At 46.3% G+C, this 19,072-nt stretch carries 13 protein-coding genes and 5 tRNA genes; 14 read left to right on the forward strand and 4 right to left on the reverse strand.

The window, feature by feature from the left end; all coding sequences use genetic code 11:
• Nucleotides 1-4 precede the first annotated feature (4 nt).
• Nucleotides 5-1,111, reverse strand: coding sequence for an efflux RND transporter periplasmic adaptor subunit (locus OC443_RS00440; RefSeq protein WP_073580523.1), 1,107 nt, complete (start codon nucleotides 1,109-1,111; stop codon nucleotides 5-7).
• Between the two features lie 279 nt (nucleotides 1,112-1,390).
• Between OC443_RS00440 and rep the strand changes: the two genes are divergently transcribed.
• The 12 genes from rep (at nucleotide 1,391) to OC443_RS00500 (ending at nucleotide 9,151) form a co-directional block, all read left to right on the forward strand.
• Nucleotides 1,391-3,409, forward strand: a complete 2,019-nt coding sequence (gene rep / locus OC443_RS00445) for a DNA helicase Rep (protein WP_073580729.1) — start codon at nucleotides 1,391-1,393, stop codon at nucleotides 3,407-3,409.
• Nucleotides 3,410-3,580: 171 nt separating this feature from the next.
• Nucleotides 3,581-3,657, forward strand: a tRNA-Arg gene (locus OC443_RS00450).
• Between the two features lie 37 nt (nucleotides 3,658-3,694).
• Nucleotides 3,695-3,770: transfer RNA gene (locus OC443_RS00455), tRNA-His, on the forward strand.
• A 42-nt stretch (nucleotides 3,771-3,812) separates the two neighbouring features.
• Nucleotides 3,813-3,889, forward strand: a tRNA-Pro gene (locus tag OC443_RS00460).
• A gap of 14 nt (nucleotides 3,890-3,903) precedes the next feature.
• Nucleotides 3,904-3,979: transfer RNA gene (locus tag OC443_RS00465), tRNA-His, on the forward strand.
• 38 nt (nucleotides 3,980-4,017) lie between these two features.
• A tRNA-Pro gene (locus OC443_RS00470) sits at nucleotides 4,018-4,094 on the forward strand.
• Nucleotides 4,095-4,458: 364 nt separating this feature from the next.
• The gene (locus OC443_RS00475; protein WP_073580731.1) at nucleotides 4,459-5,373 is read left to right on the forward strand and encodes an SPOR domain-containing protein; all 915 of its coding nucleotides are present in this window, start codon (nucleotides 4,459-4,461) and stop codon (nucleotides 5,371-5,373) included.
• 258 nt (nucleotides 5,374-5,631) lie between these two features.
• A complete protein-coding gene (locus OC443_RS00480) occupies nucleotides 5,632-6,081 on the forward strand; it encodes a MarR family winged helix-turn-helix transcriptional regulator (RefSeq protein ID WP_234976337.1) in 450 nt (149 codons plus the stop codon).
• 87 nt (nucleotides 6,082-6,168) lie between these two features.
• Nucleotides 6,169-6,594 (forward strand): organic hydroperoxide resistance protein, encoded by a 426-nt coding sequence (locus OC443_RS00485; RefSeq protein ID WP_073580525.1) that lies wholly within the window; start codon nucleotides 6,169-6,171, stop codon nucleotides 6,592-6,594.
• A 295-nt stretch (nucleotides 6,595-6,889) separates the two neighbouring features.
• Complete coding sequence (ectA, locus tag OC443_RS00490) at nucleotides 6,890-7,483, forward strand: diaminobutyrate acetyltransferase (RefSeq protein WP_073580527.1); 594 nt, start codon at nucleotides 6,890-6,892, stop codon at nucleotides 7,481-7,483.
• A 3-nt stretch (nucleotides 7,484-7,486) separates the two neighbouring features.
• Nucleotides 7,487-8,752 (forward strand): diaminobutyrate--2-oxoglutarate transaminase, encoded by a 1,266-nt coding sequence (gene ectB / locus OC443_RS00495; RefSeq protein WP_073580529.1) that lies wholly within the window; start codon nucleotides 7,487-7,489, stop codon nucleotides 8,750-8,752.
• Between the two features lie 12 nt (nucleotides 8,753-8,764).
• On the forward strand, nucleotides 8,765-9,151 hold the full coding sequence (locus OC443_RS00500; RefSeq protein WP_073580531.1) for an ectoine synthase: 387 nt from the start codon (nucleotides 8,765-8,767) through the stop codon (nucleotides 9,149-9,151).
• Nucleotides 9,152-9,249: 98 nt separating this feature from the next.
• Here the strand turns inward: OC443_RS00500 and gorA are convergent, their stop codons facing one another.
• Complete coding sequence (gene gorA, locus OC443_RS00505; protein ID WP_073580533.1) at nucleotides 9,250-10,602, reverse strand: glutathione-disulfide reductase; 1,353 nt, start codon at nucleotides 10,600-10,602, stop codon at nucleotides 9,250-9,252.
• Between the two features lie 152 nt (nucleotides 10,603-10,754).
• Nucleotides 10,755-11,594, reverse strand: a complete 840-nt coding sequence (locus OC443_RS00510; protein WP_073580535.1) for a 23S rRNA (adenine(2030)-N(6))-methyltransferase RlmJ — start codon at nucleotides 11,592-11,594, stop codon at nucleotides 10,755-10,757.
• 318 nt (nucleotides 11,595-11,912) lie between these two features.
• On the opposite strand from OC443_RS00510, the gene prlC reads away from it, so the two are divergent.
• On the forward strand, nucleotides 11,913-13,955 hold the full coding sequence (prlC, locus tag OC443_RS00515) for an oligopeptidase A (RefSeq protein WP_073580537.1): 2,043 nt from the start codon (nucleotides 11,913-11,915) through the stop codon (nucleotides 13,953-13,955).
• A 101-nt stretch (nucleotides 13,956-14,056) separates the two neighbouring features.
• Here prlC and OC443_RS00520 read toward each other — a convergent pair whose 3' ends face one another.
• Entirely contained in the window at nucleotides 14,057-16,411 is a 2,355-nt protein-coding gene (locus OC443_RS00520) for a phosphatase PAP2 family protein (RefSeq protein ID WP_073580539.1), read from the reverse strand.
• A 316-nt stretch (nucleotides 16,412-16,727) separates the two neighbouring features.
• Between OC443_RS00520 and uvrD the strand changes: the two genes are divergently transcribed.
• Nucleotides 16,728-18,902: a DNA helicase II gene (gene uvrD, locus OC443_RS00525; RefSeq protein ID WP_073580553.1), complete on the forward strand. Its 2,175-nt coding sequence runs from the start codon at nucleotides 16,728-16,730 to the stop codon at nucleotides 18,900-18,902.
• Nucleotides 18,903-19,072 lie beyond the last annotated feature (170 nt).

A 19,072-nucleotide genomic window follows, 5' to 3' on the forward strand; every position in this document is an offset into this window, starting at 1 on the left:
CCGCTTACAACATCGGTGTTTCGGCACGAGGCTCAGTGGCATCACTTTCAACCACATGAACTTTCACACCGTTACTGAGTCGCACCTGCCCGGATGTGACAATTTCTTCTCCGTTCTTCAGTCCTGTCAGTACGTGTGCAATATATCCGCGGCGTTCTCCAACCTTAACTACACGCTGCTTCACCCGCTTTTCTTCACCTTCTCCGCTGACGATGTACACACTATCACCGTACAATGTAAAAGTGATTGCTGTCTGTGGAACAATGACTTGATCAGAAATAGTAGGGAGCAGAATCTGAGCATGAGCAAACATACCGCTGCGGAGTTTGCCGTCACTGTTCGGGATATTCGCTTCAATCTGAACCAGACCGCTTTTCACGCTGACTGCTGGCTCAATTGCTGTGATTTCTCCCTTAAATGCATGATCCGGATATGCATCAACACTAATTTCTACGGTCTGACCTTTTGAAATGCGGGATATTTCTGTTTGAGGAATGGTGAAGTGCAGGCGCATCACACTGGTATCTTCTAACCGCACAATGCTTGTTCCTGGTTGCATATATTGCCCGAGGTAAACATTCCGGATACCAACCTGGCCGGCAAATGGTGCTTTAATCTCCCGGCGTGCAATCGTCGCTTTCAGGCTCTCAATATCAGCGGACAGTGAAAGGTACGCGGCTTGTGCCTCATCATAAGCTTCCTGCGACAGAGATCCCCGTTTAAACAGACCTTTATACCGTTCGAACTTGGCTTTTGCCGCAGGCAGTCGTGCCTGTGAGCTTTTTAGTGTTGCCTGTTCAACTGTTGAATCGAGCGTGAGGAGTACCTGCCCCTTCTCCGCTTTTTCCCCTGATTCAAACTTAATGCTGTCAATGACACCGCTTGCTTCAGTTGTTAATGTGACACCCTGAGAAGGTTCAATGAAACCGATAGCTTCAATCGTTGGTGTCCAGTCTTGCAAAGAAATATCTGTGACTGTAACCGGATAAGATGGCTCAGGTATGTTCGCCATATACTTTGCAATCATTTTTTGTTTAAACCAATTAAAGCCGATCACGCTACCGAACAATAGGATTGCGATCAGTAACATCACTGCTGTCCACTTTTTCATTTGAGTCAGTCCTAAGTTTGAGAAATTCTTAAATATAGAAGATGGCTACACTACGTTTGATTAGTCATACAGATTAATCAAACTAAGACACTGTTACCAGATGTATATTCTGGCAATCAATTAATAAGTGTATTTTATAACTGAGCTGTAAGTTACCTTCTATGCAATACACTTGTACAGTAAAAGTTGAATTATTTTCAATCAGGCTTTGAGCATAGTATTCCACGGCGTTGCACATTATTATTACCATCGCAGAATAAAGAGATGGCAACAGGCAAAATGAAACTCAATTCCAGTCAAGATGAAGCAGTCAAGTATATATCCGGACCCTGTCTGGTCCTTGCAGGTGCAGGATCGGGAAAAACCAGAGTGATTACCAATAAAATCGCTTATCTCGTACAGAGCTGCGGTTATAAAGCCAGGCACATTGCTGCGGTTACTTTTACCAATAAAGCAGCCCGGGAAATGAAAGAACGGGTTGCCCAGACATTGGGTAAAGGTGAATCGCGTGGGTTGATGGTTTCTACGTTTCATACTTTGGGGTTGAATATCATTCGCCGTGAATATAAATCTCTGGGGCTGAAAGCTGGTTTTTCTCTGTTTGATGATCAGGATCAGCTGGCACTGCTGAAAGAGCTGACAGAAAAACAACTTGATGGCGATAAAGATTTGTTGCGTCAGTTGTTGTCTGCTATCTCGAACTGGAAGAATGACATGCTTTCTCCTGAAAAGGCGAAAGCAATGGCAAAAGGTGAGCAACAGCAGCTCTTTGCTTTTTGCTATGAAATGTATCAGGTACAAATGAAAGCCTACAATGCGCTGGATTTTGATGACTTAATCTTAATGCCGGTACTGCTATTCCGTAAGGATGAAGAAGTGCGGCAACGGTGGCAGTCCCGGATTCGTTATCTGCTGGTGGATGAGTATCAGGATACAAACACCAGTCAGTACGAACTGGTGAAATTAATTGTCGGGGAAAGAGGCCGCTTTACTGTGGTTGGAGATGATGATCAGTCTATTTATTCCTGGCGGGGAGCGAAACCACAAAATCTGGTGTTACTTGGGCAGGATTATCCTCAGCTCAGGTTGATCAAGCTGGAACAGAATTACCGTTCGACAAACCGGATTTTAAGGGCAGCCAATATTCTGATTGCCAACAATCCCCACGTTTATGAGAAATCTCTGTTCTCTGCTTTACCTGATGGTGAAATGCTGAAGGTGATTTTGGCAAACAATGAAGATCATGAAGCGGAACGGGTCGTTGGGGAAATTATCGCCCACAAATTTATCAATCATACTGATTATCGGGGGTATGCGATTTTATATCGGGGAAACCATCAGTCCCGTCTGATTGAAAAATGTCTGATGCAGAACCGAATTCCTTATAAGTTATCAGGCGGCACATCCTTTTTCGCCCGTGCAGAAATTAAAGACATCATGGCTTATTTACGGGTTTTGGTGAATCCGGATGATGATAATGCATTTCTGCGCATCGTGAATACCCCCCGCAGAGAGATAGGTCCGGTGACCCTGGAGAAGCTGGGTACTTATGCCAACATGCGGGGAAAAAGCTTATTTGAAGCCAGTTTTGAATTAGGTCTGGAGCAGACGCTGTCCGGTAAAGGTCTGGAGAGTTTGAGACGATTTACTCAATGGATTGTATCTTTGTCGGATCAGGCGGAGAGAGGCAACACTGTTGATGTTGTACGGGCTCTGGTCAGGGATACGCATTACGAAGACTGGTTATATGAGACATCTTCCAGCCCGAAAGCTGCTGAAATGAGAATGAAGAATATTTCTGATCTCTATGCATGGATTGTTGCTGATCTTGAAGGAGATAACCCGGATCAGGAAGTGAAATCGCTGAAGGAAGTTGTGCAGCGTTTAACATTGCGTGACATGATGGAGAGAGGAGAAGATGCTGATGACAGTGATGCGGTTCAGTTAATGACATTGCATGCTTCCAAAGGACTTGAGTTTCCTTATGTTTACCTGGTGGGTTCTGAAGAAGGGCTTTTGCCCCATCAAACCAGCATTGATGAAGATAATATTGAAGAAGAACGGCGTTTAATGTATGTCGGAATTACCCGGGCACAGCGGGAGCTGACTTTTATCGTTTGTAAGGAGCGCCGGCAGTTTGGTGAGTTAATTAAGCCTGAGCACAGCCGTTTTCTGGACGAACTGCCATATGATGATGTGACATGGGAAATCCGTAAAAAAGCACTCTCTCAGGAAGAAACCAAACAGAAAGGGCAGGCGCATATTGCGAACCTTCGTGCGATGTTTAAGAAAGATTGAGCCGTTTCCATCCATCTGAAAACATACCCGGTCATTAAGAAATTTCGCCATTTAGGTTAAATTCGCCTTTTTCTGATGAAAAAGGCACCAAATAACAAAAAAAGTTGAAAAAAATACTAGACGGCAAACATTGATACCCGTATCATTCCACACCGCCGATAGGGCATAGAAGCGCCCGTAGCTCAGCTGGATAGAGCGTTGGCCTCCGGAGCCAAAGGTCGAAGGTTCGAATCCTTTCGGGCGCGCCATTCCTCGGAGGAAATATCGGCAAAAAGAAAAATAATGGTGGCTATAGCTCAGTTGGTAGAGCCCCGGATTGTGATTCCGGTTGTCGCGAGTTCGAGTCTCGTTAGCCACCCCATTTATCAAATTGATAAGAATTGATAAATAGTGCATTTTAGATCGGTGAATAGCGCAGTTTGGTAGCGCATCTGGTTTGGGACCAGAGGGTCGGGGGTTCGAATCCCTCTTCACCGACCATTTTTCTTTTTATGGTGGCTATAGCTCAGTTGGTAGAGCCCCGGATTGTGATTCCGGTTGTCGCGAGTTCGAGTCTCGTTAGCCACCCCATTTATTTGATTAAATGGATTCCTCCAAACATTAAAACTCGGTGAATAGCGCAGTTTGGTAGCGCATCTGGTTTGGGACCAGAGGGTCGGGGGTTCGAATCCCTCTTCACCGACCATTTTTGAAGCCTCAGCACTTGCTGGGGCTTTTTTATATCCGGTAAAACAAAAAGTCAGGATGGCGCAATTTGGTAGTGCATCTGATTTGTCTCAATAAAAGCGCTGTGGATGAAGAGCAGCCTTTCTGCTGCTTTGAATTTTTGTGTCTAAATGCACACAGTTCAGTTTTTGTATTGGCACCAGTAAACTTTTAAGCCTAATATTTGATATAAATGAACAAATACAATTGATTTTTCGATAAAAAATTCCATAAACTGAGTCGTATCATTATAAATGCGGCTCTTTTTTTGCATTGAATTTGAAAATATGTCGTGAATTATTTGTCTGCTCAATATATTTACAAAGGACTTTGTTGTGAAAGTGATGAGTACAATCACCAAAAGTATTTTAGGGAGCTTTGTTCTGTGCGGTTTACTATCGTGGACCCAGATGGCTCTGGCGCAAGATGAATTCCTGTGTGATGCAACTCAGGAATCAACGCAGAAACTCCCTTTGCTGGATAAGTCTTGCCCAATTGGTCAGGGATTATGGGGGAAATCACAACCGAAGGGGCGTGATTCAATTTTCTGGATTCAGTGTGGTATCTACGCTCATCCTATGCCACTTGGTCAGGCTAAAGTCTTGTATAAGAGAATCTCCTCAGATGTATGGATGAAGCCTGAAGCTAAAGGTTACCGCTGTTTGGTCGGGCCCTATGAAAGCATTGTTGATGCGCGTCAGGACCTGAAAAAAGTCCGGACCATTCCATCATACAAACAATCTTTTATCCGGGAAGTGGTGAAGAAAGGAAGTAAATCAGGCACTCCGGCGAAGCCTAAAGCTAAACCCAAGCCGAAGGCTGCTCCGGTAAAAAAGCCACCGGTTAAGCGTCCTCCTGCCCGCCCGACAGCACCGGTTGTTGCCTCGCAACCCGTTGCTTCCTCTTATAAAACAAGCTCAGGTCAGCCTGAGGTGCGTAAACGTACACGAATCGCGAAGGTCAACTATGCGGTTCCTTTTGTCGGGACTAAAAAAGATGCTCAGTTTTATATGGAATACAATAAGCCATGGAACCGACTAAGTTATGACGATGCACTGGGAACATGTCAAAAAATTGGCATGAAACTAGCCTCAGAGCAGCAATGGCAACGGTTGCGGATGTCAAAAGTTATGGAGAAAGACAAATGGCCGGTTTATCTGCCCTACTGGGGACGGGATAAAAAAGGACTATTTGCCAGCGGTAAAGTTACTCAGCTAAAAGGGACCTCATTACTGAATGTGCTGTGTGTCGATCGCTGATCCTCTTCGTTCCAGTCACTTTTTTCGTCGATCTCTTTGTTATCTATGTCTGGTTTTGAAATGAGCCAGGCATGATTCTGGCTGTCAGCATCATGTTTGTCTGCCACGCCGCTTTTTCAGATGGTTTTCTCTGGTACTGACAGAGCGCAGAGTTATTCTGTTTTAAGTAATTTGCTATTGAATAGTGCACTATTTGATTGTATGATTCGCTTTAACAACAGAACACTAAGATCAGAAAACAGGATACGGGAGGTTTGTGTGGATACATCAGAGAAAACAACGTGGTTGGATCTGGATAAGCAAGTCTGTTTTGCTTTGTATTCTGCTTCTCTTGCAATGAATAAGCTTTATCGCAAGGTGCTTAAGCCATTAGGGCTAACTTACTCTCAGTATCTGGTGTTGCTGACATTATGGCAACGGGATGGTTTATCGGTCTCTTCTATCGGGGAGCAGCTGTTTCTGGACTCAGCGACGTTAACACCTTTGCTGAAGCGTATGGCATCTGCGGAACTGGTGATTCGTCAGCGTTCGGAACAGGATGAGCGTCATGTCTTTATTTATCTGACGGATAAAGCAAAATCGCTCAAAGCGCAAGCCACATTGATTCCTGAACAGGTGATGTGTTCGACTGCATGTGACATGGACACATTGCTGGAAATGAAGTCGAACCTTGAAATGTTGCGGAAAAATATCTTAGACCGGCTATAAATGTCGTTGTATGAGCAGTTTTTTGTCTTTTGTATAGTGCGCTACTTAATAACTAACAATTTAACTTGGAAATATGTGGAGTCAATTATGTCTTTAGAAAAAGTTCTTTATACCGCTCAAGCATCAGTCTCTGGTGGTCGTGATGGCCGGGCAACTGCTGATGATAAAATGATTGATTTAAAATTAACCACGCCCAAGGCTCTGGGTGGTGCTGGTGGTGAAGGAACCAACCCTGAACAGTTGTTTGCTGCGGGTTATGCTGCGTGTTTTACTGGTGCGTTGAAGCTGGTTGCTTCTCAGCAGAAAATCGCGATTCCTGAAACAACAGCAATTGAAGGGCTGGTCGGCATCGGTCCGATACCTCAGGGCTTCGGTATTGAAGTTGAGTTACGGGTCAGCATTCCGGGGATGGAAAAATCGCTGGCTGAAGAATTAGTGAATAAAGCACATGCAGTCTGCCCTTATTCAAATGCAACCCGCGGTAATATTGATGTTCGTCTGACAATTATTTAAGACCAGATTGAAACGCTTATTGTTGCTCTCTGAACAGCCCTTCATCATGAAGGGCTTTTTTGGTCTTTTAGTTTTGTCACACAATTTTCAATCAGAATATTTGATCATTCTTCAGATAGCGACTAACGTTAAATGCTTACTGCTCTAAATTTTACATGTCTAATGATAATCTCATGGTTCTGTTTGTTTTCCGTCGTTTTTCTTACCATTTTGTGATTATTTTGATCTGAACTTGATCTAACCTTGTCGTTGTGTATGCTTAATAAGGTGTTAATTGATTAGAGTTCTAAACATTATGCGACAATCAATCGTAGCTGCAACACCTTGGGTTTCACATGCGGAAATTCAGGATGAAGAGGATGAACCGTGGACTTTTCGTTCTCCCTGCCTGGATGATGGTGATGAGATTCACCAGTTGATTGCGGCTTGTCCGCCTCTGGATGTCAATTCTTCTTATTGTAATTTCCTTCAATCCTCCCACTTCAACAGTACCTGCATTCTTGCTGAAAACGATCAATCTGTTGCCGGATTTATTTCCGGTTACCGGAAACCTGAATCTCCCAATGAATTATTTATCTGGCAGGTTGCCGTAGCACCACGATTTCGTGGTCAGGGGCTGGCATTCCGGATGCTGCAAGCTCTGCTGAAACGTCAGTCTCTCCGGCAGGTTTCTGTTGTGGAAACAACGATTACCGAAGATAACCAAAGCTCGTGGGGTTTATTTAAAAAACTGGATAAATCACATGGCTTCCAGGGAAACATTTCGACTTTCCTGGATGAAGACAGACATTTTAAAGGCAAGCACGATACAGAGTTTCTGTATCGTATCCCCCTGAATATTTCATCTGATAAAACTCACCTGAAAAATAACGAAGATATAAAGGATTAAGACATGGATATCTTCCATCAAAAAGAATCAAAGGTTCGCTCGTATTCCAATCACTTCCCGGTAGTTTTTGCTTCTGCAAAAGGGAGCTGGCTGAAAACGGATGATGGTAATAAATATCTCGATTTTCTTTCCGGGGCTGGCGCCCTGAATTACGGGCACAATAACGATGTGTTTAAACAAGCGTTACTGGCCTATATCGAACGGGATGGTCTGACTCATGGGTTGGATCTGTATTCACAGGCAAAAGCTGATTTCTTATCTGCTCTTTCCAAATATATTCTCGATCCCCGGGCTTTGAATTATAAAGTTCAGTTTACCGGGCCAACGGGAACCAATGCCGTGGAAGCGGCGATGAAGCTGGCAAGAAAGGTGACCGGCAGAACGAATATCATCGCGTTTACCAATGGCTTTCATGGCTGTAGCGCCGGTGCTTTAGCTGCGACAGGGAATCAGCATCACCGTGGTGGAGCAGGGATGGATTTATCGGGAATTACCCGAATGCCTTATGAAAACTATGCAGGTGTTGACAGTCTGACTCTGTTTGAAACGATGCTGAATGATAGCTCAAGTGGTATGGATAAACCGGCAGCTGTATTGTTAGAAGTTGTTCAGGGTGAAGGCGGATTAAATGCTGCCTCAAATGAGTGGCTGCAACGATTACGTAAGATTTGTACTGCACACGGTGTTCTGATGATTGTTGATGATATTCAGGCCGGGTGCGGCAGAACAGGTACTTTCTTCAGTTTTGAGCCAGCCGGAATTGAGCCTGATCTGGTGACATTATCTAAATCGATTGGCGGATATGGATTGCCAATGGCAATTGTCTTGTTGAAGCCTGAATTAGATCAGTGGCTTCCGGGTGAGCATAACGGCACGTTCCGCGGGAATAACCATGCCTTTATTACCGCCACCAAAGCGTTGGAGACTTACTGGGCTGACAATACATTCGAGCAGCATATCCATCGCCGGTCAGAGCAAGTGAGTCATATGTTAAATCAGATACTTGTTCTTTATCCGAATCTGTTTATTCAGGTGAAAGGGCGCGGTTTGATGCAGGGGATTGCCTGTAAAAACGGAGAAATTGCATCAGCAATTTCAGACGGCTGTTTTAAAGGTGGCATGATTATCGAGACAGCGGGCCCGGATGATGAAGTGGTGAAATTTTTCTGTCCGTTGACGATTACGGAAGATGAGTTAGCTCAGGGGCTGGATATCTTTGCCGGTGTTGTCGCTGGTGTGTCTGCAAAAATAACCAAAAAAGCATCGTAAGGAAAAAGAATCATGATTGTCAGAACATTAGCTGAATGTCAGAACAGCGAGCGCCGGGTCGTGGCAGAGAACTGGGAAAGTGTCCGGATGATTCTGAAAGAGGATAAGGTTGGCTTTTCATTCCATATTACAACCATTTACAAAGGAACAGAGACACACATTCATTACCAGAATCATCTGGAATCCGTGTATTGCATGTCTGGCGAAGGTGAGATCGAAGTGGTAAACGGTAAAACGTATCCGATTCAGCCTGGTACCATGTATTTACTTGATCAGCATGATGAACATTATCTGCGGGCTGCTGAAGATTCAGATATGGTCATGGCTTGCGTGTTTAATCCGCCGGTTACGGGGGCAGAAGTGCATGACGGGAATGGTGTGTATCCACTGATTGACTAAAACTATCTGATTCCTGCTCTGTTTGATCAGAAACCCGCCGGTTAACGGCGGGTTTTATATTTTCACCCAGTGAGATGCTATCAGGACATCTCTTTCATTTACATAGTTACAAATTCTTCGGATCCGGTTGGGTGAATCGCAACGACGGCATCAAAGTCTGCTTTGGTCGCGCCCATCTTCATGGCGACAGCAAAACCCTGAATCATTTCATCGACGGTGAAACCAATACCGTGCAGACCGACAACTTTTTCATCCGCTCCGGCACAAACCAGTTTCATCCGGCATGGTTGGCGGTGGGCTGTCACCGCGGTGTACATCGCAGTGAAAGAGGAGCTGTAGACTTTCACATTGTCTTCACCGTATTGTTCAATGGCTTCCGGTTCTGTCAGACCAATCGTACCAATTGGCGGGTGGCTGAAGACCACGGTTGGCACCAGGTTGTAATCCATTTTGGCATCAGGTTTGTTGTTGAACAGGCGCTCAGACAACTGACGGCCAGCTTTGACCGCAACCGGTGTCAGTTCAATGCCACCTTCCATAATATCGCCCACACAGTAGATACCCGGTACATTAGTTTGCTGGAATTCATCCACTTTGATGTAGCCACGATCATTGGTTTCAACACCGGTTGCTGCCAGATTAATCGCATCTGTTGCCGGATGACGACCAATGGCCCAGATTAAAGTATCCACATTCTGGCTGTTGCCGTTTTCCAGGTGCAGAGTCAGGCTACCGTCTGCTTCCTTGATAATTTCTTTTGGTACGGAGTTGGTGTGCAGTGTCGGACCTTCTTCTTTCATCACTTCGACCAGAGTCTCAATTACCATCGGATCGAAGCTGCGGATAGGAGACTGTTTCCGGCAGAACAGATGTGTTTCACTGCCCAGTGCATGTAGTACGCCAGCAATTTCAACGGCAATATAGCCAGCTCCGATGACAGCAACCCGCTTTGGCTGTGCCTGTAATTCGAAGAAACCGTTGGAATCAATCCCATATTCTGCGCCAGGTACATCCGGAATGCTTGGGCGGCCACCCACTGCAATCAAAATATGATCGGCAGTGTAATGCTCACCATTGACTTCGACTGTTTTTGCATCGACAAATCTGGCAAAACCGCGAATGACTTCAACCTTATTGTTACCTAAAACCCGATCGTAAGACTGATGAATGCGGCCGATATAAGCCTGACGGCTTTCAACCAGTGTAGACCAGTTGAAGTTGTTCAGTGTCGCATCAAAGCCATAATCTTTCGCATAGAGCTTGATGGCTTCCGCAACCTGCGCGCCGTGCCACATCACTTTTTTCGGGACACAACCAACGTTGACACAGGTACCGCCTAAATCTTTTGCTTCGATCAGCGCAACTTTTGCGCCGTATCTTGCTGCTCTGTTCGCAGAAGCGATACCACCGCTTCCGCCACCAATGCAAATATAATCAAAATGTGTTGCCATGACTTTCTCCGTTTGATTCCGTGGCTATGAGGCCAGATTATTCTGTTTCGGTTAATTCGATAATTCGGGTTAATTATTATTAGTTTATCTGCTTGTGACTGAAGTTCCCAATAGGGTGCAGATTGTCTTCTTTAATTTAATATTGGTCCGTTTTACTCCGGAACAACCCACTTCAGGGTAAAATGGCCTGTTGCTGGTGCGATTTTTTCTTTCAGAAACGGTAGCAGGTCTTCCATCTGATGTTCCAGTTTCCAGGGTGGGTTGATGACGATCATCCCGGATGCGGTCATCCCTCTTTCCGTTGAGTCAGGTGAGACGCCCAGCTCTATTTGTAAAACTTTCCGGATGTCTAAGTTGTCCAGCCCGGCCAGCATATCGTCGATATTTTCACGGTAAACCACCGGATACCAGATCGCATAAATGCCGGTTGCCCAACGTTTATGCGCTGCAGCAATCGCTTTGACGACATCCCGGTATTCACTCGCCAGCTCGTAGGGCGGATCGATTAAAACCAGGCCCCGGCGTTCTTTTGGCGGCAGGCTGGCTTTCAGGCGACTAAAGCCATCTTCTTTAAATATTCTGACCTGACGATCCCGGTGAAATTCCTGTTCCAGCAGTGGGTAATCGCTGGGATGAAGCTCGGTCAAAACCATGCGATCCTGAGGGCGAATCAGTGCCCGGCCAACGCGTGGAGAGCCAGGATAATAGCGCAGTGCGTTACCCTGATTCAGTTGGGAAATACTATCCAGATAGGCGTTTAGCTCAGAGGGTAAATCCGGCTGTTGCCAGATCCGGCCGATTCCCAGCTTATATTCTCCGGTTTTCTCCGACCATTCGTGATTCAGATCGTAACGTCCGGCACCGGAATGGGTGTCATGATAGACGAATGGTTTCTCTTTCTGTTTTAAAGCATCCAGAATCAGACTCTGAACGATATGTTTGAGGACATCGGCATGGTTGCCGGCATGAAAACTGTGGCGATAACTAAGCAAAATTGATTCTCTGGTTCTGCGTCAGGAAATGCTGATTATATACCCAAGTTACCTGAAGATGCAGCGTTGTGATTCTTTCAGTTCATCGGTAAACCTGAGCAACTGATTCACTGACTCTGGTATGGTGCTATTGAAATTTGTTGATCATACCTATATTTAGTAACTATAGGTTCAAAAATCAGAATTACGCTTCTTCAGATTTTTGAATGAACGTCTGTGTCGCCGGAGATGTGTCCGGAAATAAATATCAACGCACAACAGCCTTTGCATCTTCACTGTTTGGAAGATGGTATGGTTAAACATTAAAAGGAACGTCTTATGTCGAACCCATTGCTTACATTCACGGATTTACCTCCGTTTTCGCAAATCAAACCTGAACATGTAAAGCCAGCTGTTGAGCAGGTGATTGACGCTTGCCGTCAGCGGATTGAAGAGGTGTTAAAGGAAAATGACGCCCCTTCCTGGGACAATCTGGTTGCCCCCATTGAAGAAGCCGATGATCGGTTAAGCCGTATCTGGTCACCGGTGAGTCATATGAATTCTGTCGTGAACAGTGAAGCGCTGCGGGAAGCTTATGAGAGTTGTTTACCTATCTTATCTGAATACGGCACATGGGTCGGGCAACATAAAGGTTTGTATGATGCCTATCAGAAAGTTCATGACAGCGAAGCCTTTGCAGAACTAACGCAGGCGCAGAAGAAAACCATTCAGGATGCACTGCGTGATTTTAAATTATCAGGGATCGGCCTGCCGGTTGCAGAGCAGAAACGCTACGGTGAAATCAGTAAGCGGATGTCTGAACTGGGTTCGAAATTTTCTAATAACGTGCTTGATGCAACCATGGGCTGGACGAAGCATATTACCGATGAAAAAGCTTTATCCGGCATGCCGGAAAGTGCGATGGCAGCAGCAAAAGCAGCCGCGGAAGCCAAAGAGCTGGATGGTTACCTGCTGACGCTGGAAATGCCGTCTTACCTGCCGGTGATGACTTATTGTGATAACCGTGAGCTGAGAGCGGAGATGTATGAAGCGTATGTCACCAGAGCGTCTGATCGCGGGCCAAATGCCGGCCAGTGGGACAATACGGAAATCATGGCTGAAGAGCTGAAATTACGTTACGAAATTTCCCGCATCTTAGGTTTTAATAACTACAGTGAAAAATCACTGGCAACGAAAATGGCAGAAACCCCTGAACAGGTGCTGAATTTCCTCAATGATCTGGCCAAGCGAGCGAAGCCTCAGGGGGAACGTGAAGTGGAAGCGTTACGTCAGTTTGCAAAAGACGAATTTGGTGTAGAGGAACTGGCGCTGTGGGATATCGCTTATTACAGCGAAAAGCAGAAGCAGCATCTGTTTGATATTTCGGATGAAATGCTGCGTCCTTATTTCCCTGAACAGAAAGTGATCAGCGGATTATTCGAGGTGCTCAAACGAGTCTTCGGGATGACTGTCCAGGAACTAGATGGCGTGGACACCTGGCATGAATCTGTCCGTTTCTATGAAATCTACGATGCGCAGCAGCAGTTGCGTGGCAGCTTTTACTTAGATTTATATGCCCGTGAACATAAACGTGGTGGCGCATGGATGGATGATTGTCGCGGGCGTCGTATTACCGCAGATGGCACGCTGCAAACGCCGGTAGCTTACCTGACCTGTAATTTCAACAAGCCCGTGGGCGATAAACCTGCGCTGTTTACTCATGATGAAGTGGTGACATTATTTCACGAGTTTGGTCATGGTATTCATCATATGCTGACTCAGGTGGATGTCGGTGCGGTAGCAGGAATTAGCGGTGTGCCGTGGGATGCCGTTGAACTGCCAAGCCAGTTCCTGGAAAACTGGTGTTGGGAAGAAGATGCGCTGGCCTTTATTTCCGGCCACTATGAAACAGGCGAGCCGTTACCCAAAGAGATGCTGGATAAAATGCTGGCAGCGAAGAACTTCCAGTCTGCGATGTTTATTCTGCGTCAGCTTGAATTTGGGTTGTTTGATTTCACCCTGCATAACGAATATGACCCTGAAATTGGTCCGCGGGTGCTGGAAACGCTGGCTGAAGTGAAGGCGAAAGTTGCAGTGCTTCCCGCACTGGAATGGAACCGCTTCTCTCATAGCTTCGCGCATATCTTTGCCGGTGGTTATAGTGCCGGTTATTACAGTTATTTGTGGGCAGAAGTCCTGTCTTCCGATGCGTTCTCCCGCTTTGAAGAGGAAGGGATCTTTAATCAGGAAACCGGATTAAGCTTCCTGAACAATATTCTTGAAATGGGTGGCAGTGAAGAGCCTATGGAATTGTTTAAGCGCTTCCGTGGCCGTGAACCACAGATTGATGCCTTGTTACGTCACTCCGGTATTGCAGCGTAATGAATTAAGGCAGTCAGTGTACGGAATAAGAAAAGCCCGGCGAATCGGATATTCGCCGGGCTTTTTATGATTTGGGGTGCTGGTGGTTATGCCTCAGGAGATTACGCCTTCGGAGACACAGTCACGGTCGCACCAGTGTCTGAGTAGCTGATGCTGACATCATACGATGTATTGTTCACATCTGCTGCTGCTACCGTCGTGAATGTTCCTTCCAGATGATTGGATGAAAGCACGGTGTAGCTTGTTGCTGCTGTCAGCACAGGAACTGTCAGGGTCAGCGTTGCACTGTCGCCTGTCAGGTAAATACCTTTTGAGGCATGCAGCTGCGCATTGCGGGTCAAATCCAGTGCCAGCTCGCCGCCTGTTTGTACAAAGTCAGAAACTGTCAGGGTGCCCTGACTGCTGTCTGATGCTCCATCTTCAATTGACACGCTGACCTGACCGCCTTGCTGGTATAACGTATTGGAACCAAATGCGCTGGATGATGTGCCTGTCAGTGTGCCTGCACCGACGACTGTCCCGCCACTGTAGGTGTTATTCCCTTCAAGGAATAAGACGCCGGTTCCGGTTTTTTCCAGACGACCTGCACCTGAAATATCGTTGCGCCAGTGATCTTCTGCATTGAATCCGCCCTTGGTTGCATCCATGTAGACAGAAACATTGCCGTCGAAAGTACCATAGCCATCAGCAGCATCAACCAGGTTCAAACGACCCCAGCCCCGCGATTCATTAATCACCGGATAGTTTGAATCGATTTCAGTCGAAGCTAAAACAACACGGCGTTGATCGGCATCCAGATATGGGAAGCGGGTTGCCAGCAATACTTCAGCACCTTTTGGCACTTCCGGATCTTTGCTGGCTTCATCCAGCTGGCTGAAACCGTAAGTCATATAAGCTTTATAGCGGGATTTCATTGTCGCACGGTCCGCATAGCTGTCTGTTTTGCTACATGGGTTGGTTGTACTGGTTGTACAGTGAGCATAGTCATCAATGCTGTCATAACCAGCCGCTGCTGCTTTCGCAGAGAAATAGCTGTTTGCCTGACTGTAAGCATTGCTGGCAATGGTTGCATTTGCTGAGTCTGACAGCGTTGCCGCTGTAATTGCCGTTGCCATAATACGTCCGCCAATCACATCTAATGGTGAGTGCATGCCTGCAACAATCCGGTTTTGTCCCAGATCGCCGGCACGGGCCACCATTTCAGCAAAACGTTCAGGAATTGCATAGGCATAGCCTAAACCACGGTCAAATGCTTCGGCTGTGTGACCACTCGGGAATGCACCATCTTTTGCCCGGCTTGAGTAAGTGACTGTCGCCAGAGGTGAAGCGCTGAAGTCATAACCTTCGCTGTAACCGCCGCTGTCTTTCGCCCGGTAAGTGGTTCTTGCTGCACACAACAGTCCAGACATTGGTTTGACGATAGGATTCGCCGGACGCTCATAGTATTTCGCTGTATCCGTTGAACCATCAGGATTCAGACAGGTCACCTGATCAAGTGCTGTCAGATCGCTGATGGTGCTGTAAACAGATGCTGATGCGTCATTGAATGACGGAACATCGTAGTCATTTTTGCTGATGCGCCATGGGCGTGGCGACTCAAAGTGGTATTTAGGTGCTTCACTGGAAGCGCCGTAATCAGCGATCGTATTCAGCAGAGTGACCACACTACTCAGTGCGGTCGCACTGCCATCCAGCGTGGTTGTGCCAAATCCGGTTTTGGTATAGCTGTCCAGTTTACTGTATAGCTTCTTGTTGTAGGTGGCTGACGTGACATCAACTGTTGTGACATTGCCGTCGTTATCTGTCAGTGTCACATTGTTATCGCTGTCAGTCCCATAGGATGAGTGTGAATTTGCACCAGTGTGGTAATCATCTGTAAGCGGGCCTAAGCCTGAAGTAATACTGAAGCCTTTATCCCGCTGATCATCCAGATAAGCGCTGACCAGTGCCGCCTTGTCGCTGCGGTCAACGTCTGGCGTTGATTGCCCCTGACGGGTCAGGGTAGTGACATAGTCAAAGTTTTCTTGCCAGACATTCATATCCCGGATGACGTCATTTGAGAAATTAAACGGAATCGCCAGTGTTGTACTGTTCGAGCCGCCGCCATCAACACCGCTGTTTCCATTCACGGCAGTCAGGGTATCAGAACCATTGCTTGCCCAGACATCATCACCGGCATACCAGATATCATCAAACCCGCTCAAAATCTGGATGATTGGGTTTTTATCCGGGTTGTAAGCATCTGTATTGTGCTTGTCATTGGTTGTTGGGATATCACCATCAACAATTGCCACGTCAGTACCGCTTAATACCGGTTCACTGATGGTCACATTGCCTGACTTACCTGTTGGCATGCCCGGATTGGTATAGGTTGTTTTATCGGAAGAGTTACATGCAGCCAGTGCCAGCGTAATCGCAGACAGCGCAAAGATGCGGGTATGTGATTTATGATTCATGATGGATGAGTATCCTTACCAGTAAAAAATTCATACGTTGAAGCCCTGATACAAAGGTCAACAGACCCTGGATATCAGTGGCAAAGTTTCCAGCTAAAAAGTGTCAGATAAAGTTTTCTGCAGACGAATGGAAAACTATCAGTGAAGAATGAATGAATCGTGAAGCTTGTATGACGTATTTATTAACGTATTGAATACGTTATAAACAGGCTCATGGATGATGAATGTATAAAAGATATTGAAGTCATACGAGCATCTGGTGTTTATTTAAGGTTATAATCATGGTCTTTCTGTATAAATAAACAGTGATATTATCATGATGGATCCTTCTCTTTTACTCGATGGCCTGAACGACAAACAGCGTGATGCTGTAGCTGCACCGTTGCAGAATTTACTGATACTGGCTGGCGCCGGGAGTGGTAAAACCCGGGTTCTGGTTCACCGGATAGCCTGGCTTATCGCAGTCGAAGAGGCTTCACCTTTCTCTGTCATGTCGGTCACGTTTACCAATAAAGCGGCTGCAGAGATGCGGGGGCGGATTGAAGCACTGATGATGGGAAGTGCTTCAGGCATGTGGAATGGCACATTCCATGGTATCTGTCACCGGATTCTCCGGGCGCATTATATGGATGCCAAACTTCCTGATGACTTTCAGATCATCGATTCTGAAGATCAGATGCGCTTGATTCGCCGGTTGATTAAAGCACAGAATCTGGATGATAAGCAGTGGCCTGCCCGTCAGGTTTCCTGGTGGATTAACGGGAAAAAAGATGAAGGGCTGCGGCCAAAACATATTGAGACTTATCAGGATCCGGTGACAGCAACCTATCTGCGGATTTATCAGGCTTATCAGGAAGCCTGTGATAGGGCCGGGCTGGTGGACTTTGCTGAAATCCTGCTGAGGACACTGGAATTATTGCGTGATAATAAATTTATCCGGGAGCACTATCAGGCCCGGTTTAAACATATTCTGGTCGATGAATTTCAGGATACCAATAACATTCAGTATGCCTGGTTGCAATTGATGGCCGGGCCCGAATGTCATGTGATGATCGTGGGTGATGATGATCAGTCAATTTATGGCTGGCGGGGGGCAAAGGTCGAAAATATCGAGAAGTTCTCCCGTGAATTTGCCAGTGTGAATACGATTCGTCTTGAGCAAAATTACCGTTCGACCCAAACTATTCTTGAAGCCGCCAATACCCTGATATCCAACAATACCGAGCGGATGGGCAAAAACCTGTGGACCGAAGGGCAGAAAGGCGAACTGATTTCGGTTTATTCAGCGTATAACGAACTGGATGAAGCCCGGTTTGTGGTCAATAAAATTAAGCTCTGGCAGGAAGAAGGCGGTATTCTGAATAATACCGCACTGCTTTACAGAAATAACGCACAGTCCCGGGTTCTGGAAGAAGCGTTAATTCAGGCCGGATTGCCTTACCGGATTTACGGCGGAATGCGATTCTTCGAGCGTCAGGAAGTTAAAGATGCGCTGTGCTATTTGCGCTTAATGTCTAACCGTAACGATGATGCAGCATTTGAGCGGGTGGTGAATACGCCGACGCGCGGGTTAGGTGAGAAGACACTGGAAACCGTGCGTTTTGCGGCCAGAGACCGGGGCTGTACGTTGTGGCAGGCCAGTGTTGCGCTACTGGAAGAAAAAGTGCTGGCAGGCCGGGCTGCTGGTGCGATGGGCCGGTTTATTGAGTTGATCGACGCATTAGAAGACGACACCTGTGAAATGCCGCTGCACCGTCAGACGGATCATGTCATTCATGCTTCTGGCCTGTATACCATGTATGAACAGGAGAAAGGCGAGAAATCAAAGGCCCGGCTGGAAAACCTTGAGGAACTGGTGACGGCAACGCGCCAGTTTGAAAAACCTGAAGAAGCGGAAGAGATGACCATGTTGGTGGCATTTCTGACTCATGCAGCGCTTGAATCCGGAGAAGGGCAGGCTGATGAATTTGAAGATGCGGTTCAACTGATGACACTCCATAGTGCAAAAGGGTTGGAATTTCCGCTTGTGTTTATGGTTGGTGTCGAAGAAGGGATGTTCCCGAGCCAGATGTCAGCAGAAGAAGCCGGGCGTTTGGAAGAAGAACGCCGTCTCTGTTATGTCGGTATGACCCGTGCGATGGAAAAACTTTATATCACCTATGCAGAAATGCGCCGCTTATATGGTCAGGACAAATACCATAAGCCATCGCGTTTTATCCGGGAATTACCGGAAAACTGCCTCGATGAAGTCCGGATGAAAGCACAGGTGAGCCGTCCGGCAAGCCATGGACGTTTCAGCCAGAAGACTGTGAAAGAAAACTTCAATGAAACCGGGTTTACGTTGGGAAGCCGGGTTAAACATCCCAAATTTGGTGAGGGCACGATTATCAATTTTGAGGGTGCCGGACCACAAAGCCGGGTGCAGGTCGCGTTTAATGGTGAAGGAATTAAGTGGCTGGTGACAGCTTACGCGAAGCTGGAGCTGATGTAATCGAATCTTGTTCTCTATATATCCAAACAACCTGCACCTTCAGGTTGTCTGGGTATAACTAATATGATGCATGAATAATCCGGATTGTTTATTTTCAGTTTGTTTGTGAATTTGTGTGTTTCATGTATTAAATTCATTTAGTTACATTATTATCTAAACTTAAAACTCGT

This window comes from Vibrio quintilis (genome assembly GCF_024529975.1).
Classification (GTDB): Bacteria; Pseudomonadota; Gammaproteobacteria; order Enterobacterales; family Vibrionaceae; genus Vibrio; species Vibrio quintilis.